Here is a 14511-nt window from a genome sequence, read left to right as displayed (position 1 = left end):
CTCCTGTCAATGCACGAGTGCTTTTTCTATAGAGAGTTAATTTATTTCCCTGCGAAGCTGAATTTCAGTCCCTGCGAGAGCGATGGAACAATACTGCCCTCGAGTTCGATCTGTCCGGGCATGGAGCCCTTTGCGTTGAAGAGGAGAGTGCAGTGTCCACTCTCACGGATTGTGTCGTTTGCATTCTCGCCGACGCGCACTACCTTGTACTTCTGCTTTCCAATCGTGAGTGTATCGCCGGCGGCGATATCGCTTACAAGCTCCCCCGGCGTGTGCTCGATGACCATTTCGGCAAGGTTCGGGTGTGCACCCTCGTCCAACAGGATGACGCTGTTGTTGGTTTCGAGGAATTTGCGCGCCAGCTTGCCGATGGTAGTGACCGTGACTTCATATTTTACGCTCATTTGTAATGCCTCCCCGGATGGACATCCGAAAATCCAAACGATTCCTTAAAATCATTCTACCACAAGCACTTCTCATTGTAAAATCTTTTCGCATCTTCCTGCATTGACAAGTGAAAAGGAAATTAGTACACTTTCACTGAAAGGAATCTGAAAGAGGTATGGGGAGATTCCATTGCGGCAATTTTACTAGGGGGGACATGATATGCAGGATATTCGTATTGACAGCCCGCTCAAGGGGCGGCTGATCCCACTATCAGAGGTGACGGACCCGGCATTCGCGAGTGGTGCGATGGGACGCGGCGCGGCGATTGCCGATCCGGAGGGGCGTGTCGTTTCGCCGGTGGACGGCGAGGTTACGGTACTCTTTGGCTCGAAGCATGCGATTGGGCTTCATTCGGCAGACGGCGTGGACATCCTCATCCATGTCGGCGTGGATACCGTGAAGCTTGAGGGAAAACATTTCACGGCGCACGTCGCGCAGGGGGATACGGTAAAGCGTGGGCAGCTCCTGCTTGAGTTCGACCCCGAAGCCATCCGCGCAGAGGGCTATGAAACAACGACGCCTGTGCTCGTGACGAATGCGGCGGACTACGGTAAGATCACGCTTGCACTGGACGATGCGGAGATTTCCTCCGGCGGCGACGATCCGGCAGAAGAAAAAGCGGAAGCAGTCGCTCCGGCGACAGTAGAGGATGATATCGATCCGAATCTGCCGAAGGAGGAACGCGTCGCAAAGTTGATCTGGAAGTATGTCGGCGGCGCAGGGAATGTGCGCAGCGCCGAGCACTGCGCAACGCGTCTGCGCCTCATCGTGAATGACAAGTCGATCATCGATGAAAAGGCGATCGAGAACATCGACGGCGTGAAAGGGCAGTTCTTTGCCGCGGCCCAGTATCAGATCATCCTCGGCACGGGTTTTGTCGATAAGGTCTTCGATGCCTTCGTCGCGGGAACCAACCTCGTGGGTGCTGTGAACAGCAAGCAGGAGGCGTACGATCAGATGACGCCGATGCAGAAGATCTCGCGTACGCTTGGCGACGTTTTTGTGCCGATCATCCCTGTGCTCGTTGCGACCGGTCTCTTCATGGGGCTGCGCGGAGCGGTGCAGAGCCTCGGCATTGAAATGAACGAGAATCTCGTTCGCATGAGCCAGATCCTCACAGATACGGCGTTTGCATTCTTGCCCGCGCTTGTCTGCTGGTCAACGATGAATCGTTTTGGCGGCACCCCCGTCATCGGCATCGTGCTCGGTCTTATGCTCGTTGCACCGCAGCTGCCGAATGCGTATGCGATTGCAGCGGGCGATGCCGTACCCATCACAATGGATATCTTCGGCATTCCGATCCCGGTCGTCGGTTATCAGGGATCCGTCCTGCCCGCGCTCGTCTTGGGCATCTTTGCTGCGCGCCTACAAAAGTGGTTCAAGACATTTGTGCCCGACATCATCGACCTCATCGTGACGCCATTCTTGACGCTGCTTGTCTCGATGCTGCTCGGACTGCTCATCATCGGCCCCATTATGCATACGCTTGAGATCGGCATTTTCGGCGCAGTGCGCACGTTCCTTGAACTCCCGTACGGCATCGGCGGCCTCATCGTCGGCGGCGTGCATCAGGTGATCGTCGTATTCGGCGTTCACCACGTCTTCAACGCACTTGAGGTACAGCTTCTCGCATCGACGGGGCTCGATCCGTTTAACGCGATCATCACGGGCGCTATCGTCGCGCAGGGCGGCGCCGCAGTTGCCGTTGCTGCGCGTACGCATGACGCAAAGAAGCGTGCCCTCTACATCTCCTCGGCAGTGCCTGCCTTCCTCGGCATTACGGAGCCTGCCATCTTCGGTATCAACCTGCGCTTTATGAAGCCGTTCATCTACGGGCTTGTCGGCGGTGCATGTGCCGGAGCGATTGCGGGGTTCCTGCATCTCGCGGGCACGGGTATGGGCATCACGGTGCTTCCCGGTACGCTGCTCTATCTTGACCACCTCGCCGAGTACATTCTCGTCAACGCCGTCGGCTTCGGCGTTGCGTTCGGTCTGACCTTCACCTTCTTCCGTCCCGAGGAGTGAGCACTGTGGAGAATTTCAACAAGCGGGAGATTGACCGGCGGCTTGCGGAGGGATTTCCCTTCACGCATCGCTGGCACAACCGCTTTCATCTCGAGATGCCGTTCGGTCTCATCAACGACCCGAACGGTATGACCTATCATAACGGCGCGTATCACATCTTCTATCAGTGGAATCCGTTCGGCTGTGCACACAAAAATAAATCGTGGGCGCATACGAAGACACGCGATTTCTGTACCTATCAGATTCCGCAGCTCGCGCTCTGGCCGACGGATGAACACGACAAGGACGGCTGTTACTCCGGTTGCGGTACGGAGGAGGACGGGCATCTGCGCGTCCTCTACACCTGCAACGCAAAGGACGAGGAGGGCAACCGCAGCTCGGTGCAGCGCTTTGGTACGTACACGAAGGCTGCGGGCGCGGTAAAGAAGGAAGAGATCATCATTGACGGACCGCCCGCAGGCTTTACAGCACATTTTCGCGACCCTTATCTCTTTGACTGGCGCGGCGTACGTCATCTTGTCATCGGCGCACAGACGGAGGACAAGCGCGGCTGTGTGCTCGTCTATCGGGAGGCGCCCATTCGTTGGGAGTGTCTCGGGGAGCTCCGCACACAGCTGAAGGACTTCGGTTATATGTGGGAGTGTCCAAATCTCCTCTCGTTCGGCGACTATGATGTGCTCGTCTTTTGCCCGCAGGGCGTGGAGGCGCGTGCCTATGACCGTCAGAATGTCTATCAGGCGGGCTACATCGCAGGGCACGCCTCGATGGATGCGATGGAGATGCTCATGCACGGACGGTTCAAGGAGCTCGACCACGGGTTTGATTTCTACGCGCCGCAGATCGTAACGCACGAGGGACGGCACATTCTCATCGGATGGATGGGCATGCCCGACCGTGAGGAGGAGTACCCGACGCGTGAGGAGGGGTGGATGCACAGCCTGACGCTGCCGCGCGTGTTGACGCTTCGGCAGGGGCATATTTTCTCTGAGCCTGTGCGCGAGCTTAAGGCACTGCGCCATCGCGAGACCGAGCGTGCGCTCGAGGCGGAGGGAGAGAGCGAGTTCTCCACGACACTCTACGATCTCACAGAGATGATTCTCGATCTGACGATGGGGGAAGCGTACAGCGTTTCCGTGGAGCTTGTCTTTGGACTTGAGAAACTTGTCTTTCGTTATGATCGCCTCACGCAGGTCATGACCATTGACCGCACGGGCATGAAGCTTGGAGGGCGGGGCAAGCGTGTCTTCAAACTCTATGCCGAGCAGACGCTCTCACTGCGGATGTATGTCGATCACGGTGCGGTGGAGGTGTTCTTCCAGCACGGCGAGGAGGCGGCGACCATCGCCATCTTCCCGGAGAAGAACATTCGCCCCATGTTGCGCGTCTTCTCTGATGTTGATATGCAGCAGATCTCGGGCGTGCTCTGGGAGCTTGAGTCGTTCCACTACGAAAGTATTTGATACAACAAAGAGGGGCGACTGTGTGGTTGCAGTCGCCCCTCTTTGTTGTATCCGGTTTTCAATGTGTATGATGACTGTCCTTCAGAATCCCGACAACGGCTCTCTGAACAACGTCAAGCACGTCCTTGAGCAGCGCATTATACATCTCACCACCATCGACGACGCCGCGTCCGTTCTCCGTGAGGAAGAATTTTTTCGGATGCTCCGATGCTGCATATGCTTCATCAAATTTTGCCTTGACCAATGCTTCAAAATCCATGAAAAGCCCTCCTTAAACACAATAACCAATAGAATCATTATAGCATATTTTTTGCGCGCTGTCCTGTTCTTTTACAGATTTTTCGGAGAAGCCGAACAACCGTTGCCTTAGGGAAGCACTGGTAAATTCAGCACTGCCATCTTGGCGCATCTTTTTTGCCCGCACCTCACCCTCGATCTTCCATAGAGCACCTATCTCTGTCCGGTTTGCGTCCTCGTTCGGACGAAAAAATCTACGCCAATGCTGACAGACTTAGTAATTGGTACTTGCCAAAAGTCAAAAAATCAAATATAATAAGGAAAAGCACAATTAAGGAACTATCGGAGAAGGTGATACGATGAGCAACATTGCCGATATGATCGAGTCCTACATCCTTCGTCAGCTCGCCACGCGTCAGGATGGTCAGGTGGAGCTGCGTCGGACGGATATTGCGGATGAGATTTCATGCGCACCGTCGCAGATCAGCTATGTGCTCTCCACGCGTTTTACACAGGATAAGGGATTCGTTGTTGAGTCGCGGCGCGGGCTGGGCGGATTCATCCGCATTGTGCAGGTGCCGCTGCGGGATCTCGTCTATCAGGATATGCTGTCGAAGCTCAACGAAGACACCGACATGGAAACGGTGCAGTCGATGGTACGCTACCTTGCCCAGCACGGGATGGTGGAGACACGCGAGGCCGCGCTCCTCATGCAGATGGTGACGGGACTCTTTCACTCGGAGACACTCGCCGCCAAGGAGCGCGTCCAGATGCTGAAGACGATGATGTTGACACTGGAGAATTTTCGATAGTTGTTCGATATAGATAAAAACGGAGTCAAATTTTGAGACTGGACGGAAAGGCATATCTATGATCTGTGAGGAATGCGGCCGCAATGACGCGATTGTGCACATTGTGCAGATCGGTCCCGGCGGTCGGAGTGAAAAGAATATATGTATGAGCTGTGCAGCGCGCTATGGGGCATCGATTCTCCGTGCACAGCAGGAAAATGTGTCGGCAGAGGACTTCCTCAAGGGGATCTTCGGCAGCAATCAGCAGGAGAGTTCCGCTGAAGAGGATGCACCGCACATCACATGCCCGAACTGTGGCATGAGATTTCAGGATTTTCCGCAGACGGGGCAGATCGGCTGCTCCGTCTGCTATGAGACGTTCCACCATGAGCTCACGCCGCTTCTGCGGCGCATTCACGGCTCGAGTGTTCATCGCGGTAAGATTCCGCGCCGTTCGGGGAGTTCCATCATGCTGCGCCAGGAGGTGGAGCAGCTGCGCGCCCGTCTAAAGGAGGCGGTGGCGCGCGAGGAGTATGAGAAGGCGGCGGAGTACCGCGATCGCATTCGCGGTCTGGAACGTCAGATGGAGGCACAGTCCTATGGCAGTTGACGAGCTCCTGCGGAGCGGGTGCCTTTCGTGGTTCGGTACGCAGGGCGCGGACAGCGATGTAGTGCTCTCGAGCCGTGTGCGTCTCGCACGCAATCTGGTGGGGCTGCCGTTTCCGGGACGCGCTGATCTCGGTCAGTTGGCAGAGATTCAACAGACGTTGGATGCTGCTCTTGCAGACATGGATACCGAGCTCGGACAGCCGTTTGACCGCATTGCGATGGATCAGCTGAGTGCGCTCCAGCGTGAGGTGCTGATTGAAAAACGACTCATCAGCGAAAAATTTGCCGAGGCACTTCCGTATCGGATGGCATACATCAGTGCGGACACGCGCATCAGCATCCTCGTCAACGAGGACGATCATCTGCACATCCAGTCGATGACGCCGGGACTTTCGCTCACCGAGGCTTTCGAAACGGCGTCACGTGTGGATGACTACATCGAGGAGCGTCTGGATCTTGCCTTTGACGAGACCATGGGGTATCTGACGGCATATCCGACGAATCTTGGAACGGGTCTGCGCGCCTCTGTCATCCTCCATCTGCCGGGGCTCGTCTATACGCGCAACATCGAGAACATTGTCAACACATCGCCGCAGTTGGGACTGGGAGTGCACCCGCTTGAGGGGATTGGCGAGGGCGCACATCTCTACAAGGTTTCCAATCAGCTCACGCTCGGTTATTCCGAGGCGGAGATGATCGAGAATCTGCAGACCACTGTGGGGGAGATCGTCGCACACGAGCGGCGCGCCCGCAAGGCACTTTCCTACTTCGGGAAGGACGGCATCGACGATGGCGTGTGGCGCTCGTTTGGCATTCTATCCTATGCGAGGTCACTGACGGAGCAGGAGCTCTTTGCTCTTGTTTCGCGCGTACGCTACGGCATCGACCGGGGGATCATCACAGAGGTAATGCCGGACTGCTACGCCGAGATCATCGTTGCAGCACGCGATGGTCATCTTCGGTACATGGCAGAAAACGAAAATTTATCCACGGGGGAAATCAGCGCCATACGCGCCTCGCGTGTGCGCGCGATCTTACAAAAATATCGAACGCAGGGATGAGGAGGGGGACAGCTTGAACTACCGTCAATTTTTTACACAGGCGGCGATCAAAGCCGTAGAGTTTTCACAGTATATCGCGCAGCGGCGCGGCAAGGGGTACATCGGAACCGGTCAGCTTTTGCTGGGAATATTACATATGCGTGACACAATCGCAGCGGAGGTGCTCGATAAATTCGGCGTGGACTATGACAGTGCGGAGCAGGTGATCCGCAGCTCGGACGGGTTTCAGGATGTCCTGCACCCAGCCGAGGATGTCCCGTACTATACGCGCCGTGCCCAGCGTGTCATGCAGGGGGCGATTGATACTGCACGCGAGGAACGTTCCTTTGTGACGACCGAGCATATTCTGCTCAGTCTGCTCACGGAGTCGGATGGCACGGCAGTCCATACGATCGAAGACATGGATGTCGACATCGAGGAACTGCAGAGCGAGGTTCTCGAGCGCATGAGCAATGCGGAGGAGTCCAAGGAGAAATCTCCGCGCAGGAAGCCCGCCAAGGGGGATGCCAAGGGCAAGGGGCTTCCCGCCTCACTCAAAAAATTCGGGCGCGATCTGATCGGAGTTGCCCGCAGCGGAGGGCTTGATCCCGTCATCGGCCGCAGTTCGGAGATCGACCGCGTCATCCAGATTCTCGCGCGGCGCACGAAGAACAATCCCATCCTCCTCGGTGAGGCAGGCGTTGGCAAGACCGCCATTGCTGAGGGCCTTGCCCAACGCATCGCGGACGGCGAGGTGCCGTTCCTGCTCGAAGACAAGCGTGTCGTCACGCTTTCCATGACGGCGCTCGTCGCGGGAACGAAGTACCGCGGAGAATTCGAAGAGCGTCTCAAGAACGTTGTGGATGATATCATCAAAGCGAAGAATATCATCCTCTTCATCGACGAGATCCATACACTCATCCGCGCCGGTGGTGCGGAAGGCTCACTCGATGCCGCGAATATTCTGAAACCCGCCCTTGCACGCGGGGAGATGCAGATCATCGGCGCGACGACACTCAGCGAGTACAAGAAGTACTTCGCCAAGGACAGCGCCCTCGCGCGCCGCTTCCAGACCGTCATGGTGGAAGAGCCGAGCGAGGAGGATGCAGAGAAGATTCTTCGCGGGCTGCGCGGTAAATACGAGGAGTTCCACCGTGCGCGCATTGAGGATGCCGCCGTTCGCGCGGCGGTGCGCCTCTCGAAGCGCTACATCACGGATCGCTGTCTGCCGGACAAGGCAATCGACCTGATGGATGAGGCAGCATCTCGTGTGCGCATGAAGAATATCGGCGACACCGACCAGATCACGGGTCTGCGTACAGAAATTGCCGAGATTGTAAAGCAAAAGGATGCAGCGATCAGCGGTCAGGACTATGAGGCGGCGGCGCGGCTGCGTGACCGCGAGCAGGAACTGCGTGCCCAACTCGACGCGGCGCGTCACGGCAGAGATCAGCGCGCGGAGATTGTCGTCACGGAGGACGATATTGCGGATGTTGTAGCGCAGTGGACGGGAATTCCCGTACAGCGCATTGCGACGAAGGAGTCTGACCGTCTGCTCGCTCTCGAAAAGCACATCAGCCGTCGTGTCATCGGTCAGGATGAGGCGGTGCGCGCGGTCTCCAAGGCGGTGCGGCGTGCCCGTGCGGGGGTTAAGGATCCGCGCCGTCCGATCGGCTCCTTCCTCTTCCTCGGATCGACAGGCGTCGGCAAGACGGAACTTGCACGCGCTCTTGCCGAGTCTGTGTTCGGCACGGAGGAGGCGATCATCCGCTTCGATATGTCCGAGTACATGGAGAAGCATACGACGTCACGTCTCATCGGAGCGCCTCCGGGGTATGTTGGCTATGAGGAGGGCGGTCAGCTCACGGATGCCGTGCGCAAGAAACCGTTCTCCATCATCCTGTTTGACGAGGTGGAGAAGGCACATCCCGATGTATTCCACATGCTCCTGCAAGTGCTTGAGGACGGACGGCTTACGGATGGGCAGGGCTTGGTCACGGATTTCCGCAACACGATCATCATCATGACATCGAATGCGGGCGCGAACCATCTGCGCTCGACGACCGGCTCGATCGGATTTTCCATCGGGCAGCAGGCGAAGGGCACGGATGAGGAGCGTGCAAAGAAGCGCGTCATAGAGGAGGTGCGGAAGATTTTCCGCCCCGAGTTCTTGAACCGTGTGGATGATATGATCGTCTTCAACGCGCTCGGCGAGCCGGAGCTCACGAAGATCGTGGATATCCTCCTGCGCGATGTGAAGGCGCGCCTTGCCGAGCAGGAGCTTAACATCGAGATTAGCCCCTCAGCGAAACGCGTGCTCATTTCAAAGGGGACGGATGTCAAATTCGGAGCAAGACCTCTGCGTCGTGCCATCCAGAAGAACATCGAGGATGAACTCGCCGAGCGCATCCTTGCACGCGACTTTACGGCGGGGGATGTCATCTCCGTGCGCAAGGCGGGTGACGGGCTGGATTTCGTAAAGAAAGACACGAGCCGAAACAAGCGTGACAAAAGCGAGAAGCAGGCATCCTATCATGAGGTTTGATGCGCGGCGTAATGTGCTGGCTCCAAAGGAACCAGGCGCGCGCGCGGGAGACTTTCTCCTCAATCTGGGATGGTCGCTCTACTGGCTCGTGCGTGCTCTTGTGCGGGCGCTGACAAATTGGAAACGGAAGGGACTGTAACAGACAGTCCCTTTTATTTGGGGATTTTATGGCAAAGAAGAAAAAGACCGCGTACGTCTGCCAAAACTGCGGCTATGACACCGTGAAGTGGATGGGGAAATGCCCCGGCTGCGGCGCGTGGAATACGATGGTGGAGGAGATTGTAGCTCCTCCTGCAGCGGAGCGCAGAGGTGTCGGTGCGGGGAATGCGGAGCGTCCGCAGCCCATCGCTGAGATTGCCGTGGAGGATCTGCCGCGCTTTTCCACCGGCTCGGGCGAGCTCGACCGCGTGCTCGGCGGCGGCGTCATCCCCGGATCGATGGTGCTCATCGTCGGCGATCCGGGTGTCGGCAAGTCGAGTCTCACGCTGCGTGTCTCGGCGGATATTGCGCGCGCGGGTCACCGCGTCCTCTATGTGACAGGCGAGGAGAGTGCGCGACAGATTCGCATGCGCGCAGATCGCCTGCAGGCAATCGCGGACGATCTGCTTGTCGTCAGTGAGACAAATCTCGACACGATCTGCGCTCATGTGGAACGTGAGAGACCTGCGCTCTTCATCATCGACTCCATCCAGACCATGTATCGCCCCGACATCGAGAGTGCACCGGGCAGTGTCTCACAGGTGCGTGAGTGCGCGATGGAGCTCATGCGCGTCGCAAAAACGGCGGGGATCGCGGTCTTTGTCATCGGACATGTGACGAAGGAGGGGAGCCTCGCAGGGCCGCGCGTCCTCGAGCACATTGTCGACACCGTGCTCTACTTCGAGGGGGAACGCAACGCAGAGTACCGCGTGCTGCGTGCCGTGAAGAATCGCTTCGGCAGTACGAACGAGCTCGGTCTCTTCGAGATGCGCGATGTCGGGCTCGTCGACGTGCCCGATGCGTCAAAACTCTTCCTCTCGGAGCGTGCGATGGAGAGCGGTTCCATCATCGTGCCGACCGTTGAGGGGACGCGTCCGCTGCTCGTCGAGGTGCAGGCGCTCGTCGCGCCAACCCCGTATCAGCCGCCGCGAAGGACGGCAGACTCCGTGGATGTGAAGCGCATCCAGCTCCTCCTCGCCGTGCTCGAAAAGCGTGTGAAGCTGCCGATCGGTGCCGCCGACGTCTATGTCAAGGTTGCGGGCGGCATCCGCCTCGACGAACCCGCCGCCGATCTTGCGCTCAGCGTTGCGATGGCATCCAGCTTCGCGAATCGCCTGCCGCGCCCGCACATGGTTGTCTGCGGCGAGGTCGGACTCTCGGGCGAGGTGCGTGCCGTCTCACAGGCAGAACTGCGCGTCGCCGAGGCACGGCGGCTTGGCTTCAAAGCGGCGCTCCTTCCCATGAAGAACTATCGGCAGCTCGAAGGGAAATTCACGGACATGGAACTCTTCGGTGCGGAGACCATCAGTGACGCGCTGAAATGCGCCATGCCCAGGGAAAAAACATTTAAGAAATGACGAATTCCTTTCGATAAACAAGTAGAAGAGGTGATGTGTAGATGAATGCAAATAATCTCATGGCTGTATCGACAGCAGATGGGATCTCTGCGGGGACAGGAGCGCCGAAGGGACGCACCGGATCTGCAGGGAATCGTGCGCAGGCAACCTCAGGGAAGAATTCGTTCAGCGATACGTTTGGCGCACTGCAAAAGGGAATGGATGCAGGAGCGGCAAAGACACAGACGCGCAAAGCACCCACAAGCACGACACAGACGAAGGTGCCGCAGGTGGAGAGCAATGCGCTGTCGCAGGACACACAGGATGTGACAGCGAAGGGACCGAAGACAGGCGCGGAGAAGAAAATATCATCCACAGATGACAGCGTAGCTTCAAGTGTTGCCGCAGCAGTCGCGGCAGTGGTGAATACAGATGCGGCGCCTGTGGATTCCGATGTCAACGAGGGACTGGACTCTGCGCTCATGGAGATCCTTCAGCGCTATGAGTTGACGGCAGATCAGCTCGGTGACACAAAGCTGCAGAGTGCAGTGCGCAGCCTCCTGCAGCAGCTGCCGGAGGAGGGCATTAAGAGCCGTAATTTCCTCCTTGCGCTTGCCGGGCAGCCCCTTACGGAAGAGGAGAACGGTAACGTCTTTCTTGCGCTTACCGAGGAGGGGGCAGCCGCAAATCCGAGTGCGGCAGTACAGAGCACACGAATGCCGCAGGATCTTGGGGCGGTACCGCAGGTCCTGCGCTTGACTGCGTTGTCCTCTCAACAGAGCACGGCATTGAATCCGGATGCTCCTTTGACGAGTGAACAGACGCCTGTCATGAATGCTACGGCAATGCTTCGCGGACAAACTTCGGCAGGAACAGTGGAGACAGCTGCCCTTGTGAATACGGCGGCAGGAGCACAGACAGCAATGGAGAATGTCGCGGCTCCGATCCTGCGCGCACAGGCAGAGCCCTTGTCTTCGGCGCAAGGAAAGTCTGGGGCGCAGCTTGTCGGTGAAAATCTGATCGTTGAAGATGGTGCCGAGGCAGCGAACCCGCTTACCGTACTGGCTCAGCGCACGATGCGCCATGATGCTTCGCAGGGTGATGCAGCGGGACAGGAAGAGCAGCCCATGCAGAGCGGACAGCAAACTGCTCGCATGACGACGACGTTGCCCTTTGAGGTTCCTACGCGGGGGGCGGAAACCACACCGCAGCCGGCACAGCCGATTGCGGCACAGACAAGCATGGCTCCCGCACAGGAGGTCGTTACTCCTGAACCAACACACGAAGCACAGCGTCCGCAGCCCGACTATGAGATCCCGCGTCAGATTGTGGAGCAGGCAAGACTCCTGCGCACACTTACCGATACACAGATGGTCATCCGTCTGCGTCCCGAACATCTCGGTGAGCTTACCCTGCGCGTTGCAGTTGGTGCAGATGGTGCCGTGCAGGCATCATTCCACAGCGATAATGCCCATGTGCGCAATGTAATCGAAAACTCCCTCGTCCAGCTCCGACAGGAACTGAACAATCAGGGGATCAAGATCGACCGCGTCGGCGTCTATGCGGGGCTCGCGGACGGGCAGATGCCGCAGAGTCAGGGGCAGGAAGCGTGGCAGCAGAGCAGCGGTCAGCACAATGGAGCGCAGCAGGTCTATGCACGCGGCGACGCCGACGACTATCTCGATGAGATCGATGGGCTTGCGCCGATTGCGGCGGAGGAAACCGGCGGCAGTGTTGGTGCGGAAGGCGTAGACTATCGCGTATAGAGCGCATTGAGGAGGAACTATCGTGGCAAATCCACTGAATACAATCAACGTCGGCGGCGTCGTGCAGAAGCTGTCGGACTATGAGGCAGCACAGAATCAGGCAAAGGCAAAAGACAAGAAGAATGACGCGCTTGGTAAGGACGCGTTTCTCAAGCTGCTCGTCACGCAGATGAAGTATCAGGATCCGCTCGATCCGCAGGACAACAGCGAGTATCTCTCGCAGCTTGCACAGTTCTCTGCACTTGAGCAGATGACGAACGTTTCCAAGGGGCTTGAGAATGTATCGAAGATCGTTGACAACATCAACTCCTCCGTTCTCATCGGACAGCTGAGCGGTATGATCGGACAGCCTGTCCAGTGGAATACCGTGGTCAAGGGCGAAGACGGAAAGCCTGTGAAGGACAGTGACGGAAAGGTCAAGACGCAGAGCTACGAGGGCAAGATCATCGGTGTCAGCATCACCGACGGTCAGCCGAGTGTGATCGCGGATGTGAACGGCAAGCCGTATCAGGTTCAGGTATCCGAGATTGTGCGCGTTGGTCGTCTCAAGGCAGGATCCTAAACAAACGAATCATATGAGATGCCGCCGAAGAATTCCTTCGGCGGTATTTTATACTTGCACAAAGTTTCTTCATCCATTATAATATAAATGCAATATCCCAAAGGAGAATGGGGTAATTATGAAATGGAGGGAACCATTATGGCAATACCGGCACTCAGAAGTGGTGGCTTCGGCACAAGCGTGTTCCAACGCTCGAACCGTGAGGCACAGCGCATCGGCAGACAGGTGACGCATGCGAAGATGGAGGAGGTCGCAGCCGTTACGGGCGGCTCGAACTTCGGCACAGGAACGAAGATCGGAAAGGGACCGTTTCATCAGACGCAAAACCGTGTCGTTCAGGACGGGGCGCAGAGCGCATCCCGTGCCACGCAGAAATCCACAGAGAACATGGATCCGAAGCGTCTTGGAACAAGCGTGTTCCAGCGCTCGAACCGTGAGGCACAGCAGATCGGCGGACAGGTGACGCATGAGATCATGCAGCAGGTCAAACAGGCATATGCGACCAGTCATCCGGTACAGAATCTCGGAAAGAACATAGACATTCAAGCGTAAAAAACCCCCGTGAAGATTCAACGTGCTGAATCTTCACGGGGGCTTTTTTGATCATTTTTTCATCGTATTGTCAAAGCGGCGGATCAGGAACTGTTGGAAACAGATGGCGGCAGGGGGGAGCTGCCGCTGTGTGTTCCATGCGATGCCGACCGCACGCTTGCAGATCGGGAATGAAACAGGGATATAGCGCAGCTCCGGATGTTCGACGCCTGCGAGCTTCGGCAGCAGACTGACGCCAAGCCCTGCCGCGACAAGCCCCGAGATCGTCGACACGTCGTCCCCCTCGAACGTGATCTCGGGATGGATTCCTGCAAGATCAAAGAACTGATCGACGAGAATGCGCAGACTGTAGCTGCTCTTCATCGCGACCAGCGGTTCATCCTCAAGCTCCTGCAGATTGATTTTCTCCCGCTCCGCAAACCGATGTCCGAGCGGTACGGTGACGAAGAGCTCCTCCGACCAAAGATAGACCCACGCGCTGTACTCCGTCGTCGGGATCGTAGAGCAGAGGCAGAGATCCGTTTCACCCGCAGCAACCTGCAGTGCAAGTGCTGCCGAGTCCTGCTGGTTGAGCTGAATGCGGATGTCGGGATAGAGCGCACGAAAGTCCTGCAGAATGTGCGGCAGAGCATAGCTGCCAAGTGAATGGATGAAGGAGAGGCGGAATTCTTTTGACACCTCCGCATGTGCATTGCTCGCCTCCTCGCGGGCGCTGTCGACCTCGCGCAGGATCCGATCCACACGGCGCAGCAGGCGCTCGCCCTCCGGCGTCAGTTCGATCTCGCCCTCACTTCGTTTGAAGAGGGGAACATCGAGATCCTTTTCGAGCTTTGCCATTGAGCGGCTGAGCGCGGGCTGCGTTACATCGAGCATGCGCGCCGCGCGTGTAAAGTGACGTATATTCGCCATTACTTGAAAGTATTTTAATTGTGCAAGTTCCAT

At 57.3% G+C, this 14511-nt stretch carries 14 protein-coding genes; 11 read left to right on the top strand and 3 right to left on the bottom strand.

Annotation, left to right across the window (positions count from 1 at the left end; all coding sequences use genetic code 11):
* Positions 1-41: 41 nt before the first annotated feature.
* Positions 42-404 (bottom strand): PTS glucitol/sorbitol transporter subunit IIA, encoded by a 363-nt coding sequence (locus tag HMPREF9081_RS10440; protein WP_006307267.1) that lies wholly within the window; start codon positions 402-404, stop codon positions 42-44.
* Between the two features lie 202 nt (positions 405-606).
* On the opposite strand from HMPREF9081_RS10440, the gene HMPREF9081_RS10435 reads away from it, so the two are divergent.
* Positions 607-2472, top strand: a complete 1866-nt coding sequence (locus tag HMPREF9081_RS10435; protein ID WP_006307266.1) for a glucose PTS transporter subunit IIA — start codon at positions 607-609, stop codon at positions 2470-2472.
* A 5-nt stretch (positions 2473-2477) separates the two neighbouring features.
* Positions 2478-3932 (top strand): sucrose-6-phosphate hydrolase, encoded by a 1455-nt coding sequence (locus tag HMPREF9081_RS10430; RefSeq protein ID WP_040395061.1) that lies wholly within the window; start codon positions 2478-2480, stop codon positions 3930-3932.
* A 58-nt stretch (positions 3933-3990) separates the two neighbouring features.
* On the opposite strand, the gene HMPREF9081_RS10425 is transcribed toward HMPREF9081_RS10430, so the two are convergent.
* Positions 3991-4191, bottom strand: a complete 201-nt coding sequence (locus HMPREF9081_RS10425) for a hypothetical protein (RefSeq protein WP_040395058.1) — start codon at positions 4189-4191, stop codon at positions 3991-3993.
* Positions 4192-4528: 337 nt separating this feature from the next.
* Here HMPREF9081_RS10425 and HMPREF9081_RS10420 point away from each other — a divergent pair, with 337 nt between their 5' ends.
* The 9 genes from HMPREF9081_RS10420 (at position 4529) to HMPREF9081_RS10385 (ending at position 13569) form a co-directional block, all read left to right on the top strand.
* Positions 4529-4981, top strand: a complete 453-nt coding sequence (locus tag HMPREF9081_RS10420) for a CtsR family transcriptional regulator (protein WP_006307263.1) — start codon at positions 4529-4531, stop codon at positions 4979-4981.
* 58 nt (positions 4982-5039) lie between these two features.
* Positions 5040-5570 carry a UvrB/UvrC motif-containing protein gene (locus HMPREF9081_RS10415; protein ID WP_006307262.1) on the top strand — a complete coding sequence of 177 codons (531 nt, stop codon included), beginning with the start codon at positions 5040-5042 and terminating at the stop codon, positions 5568-5570.
* Complete coding sequence (locus tag HMPREF9081_RS10410; protein WP_006307250.1) at positions 5560-6630, top strand: ATP--guanido phosphotransferase; 1071 nt, start codon at positions 5560-5562, stop codon at positions 6628-6630. The genes HMPREF9081_RS10415 and HMPREF9081_RS10410 overlap by 11 nt, the downstream gene beginning before the upstream one ends.
* 13 nt (positions 6631-6643) lie before the next feature.
* Positions 6644-9154, top strand: coding sequence for an ATP-dependent Clp protease ATP-binding subunit (locus tag HMPREF9081_RS10405; RefSeq protein ID WP_040395054.1), 2511 nt, complete (start codon positions 6644-6646; stop codon positions 9152-9154).
* Complete coding sequence (locus HMPREF9081_RS14140) at positions 9144-9293, top strand: hypothetical protein (RefSeq protein ID WP_006307247.1); 150 nt, start codon at positions 9144-9146, stop codon at positions 9291-9293. Before HMPREF9081_RS10405 ends, HMPREF9081_RS14140 begins: the two co-directional genes overlap by 11 nt.
* 28 nt (positions 9294-9321) lie before the next feature.
* Positions 9322-10710, top strand: a complete 1389-nt coding sequence (gene radA / locus HMPREF9081_RS10400; protein WP_006307246.1) for a DNA repair protein RadA — start codon at positions 9322-9324, stop codon at positions 10708-10710.
* A gap of 41 nt (positions 10711-10751) precedes the next feature.
* The gene (locus tag HMPREF9081_RS10395) at positions 10752-12455 is read left to right on the top strand and encodes a flagellar hook-length control protein FliK (RefSeq protein ID WP_006307245.1); all 1704 of its coding nucleotides are present in this window, start codon (positions 10752-10754) and stop codon (positions 12453-12455) included.
* 22 nt (positions 12456-12477) lie between these two features.
* A complete protein-coding gene (locus HMPREF9081_RS10390) occupies positions 12478-13017 on the top strand; it encodes a flagellar hook assembly protein FlgD (protein ID WP_006307244.1) in 540 nt (179 codons plus the stop codon).
* Positions 13018-13155: 138 nt separating this feature from the next.
* Entirely contained in the window at positions 13156-13569 is a 414-nt protein-coding gene (locus tag HMPREF9081_RS10385; RefSeq protein ID WP_245529886.1) for a hypothetical protein, read from the top strand.
* Positions 13570-13620: 51 nt separating this feature from the next.
* On the opposite strand, the gene HMPREF9081_RS10380 is transcribed toward HMPREF9081_RS10385, so the two are convergent.
* The gene (locus HMPREF9081_RS10380; RefSeq protein WP_006307242.1) at positions 13621-14511 is read right to left on the bottom strand and encodes a LysR family transcriptional regulator; all 891 of its coding nucleotides are present in this window, start codon (positions 14509-14511) and stop codon (positions 13621-13623) included.

Source organism: Centipeda periodontii DSM 2778 (assembly GCF_000213975.1).
GTDB lineage: Bacteria > Bacillota > Negativicutes > Selenomonadales > Selenomonadaceae > Centipeda > Centipeda periodontii.
The sequence above is the reverse complement of the archived record's forward strand: the minus strand, read 5'-3'. Positions and strand labels throughout refer to the sequence as shown.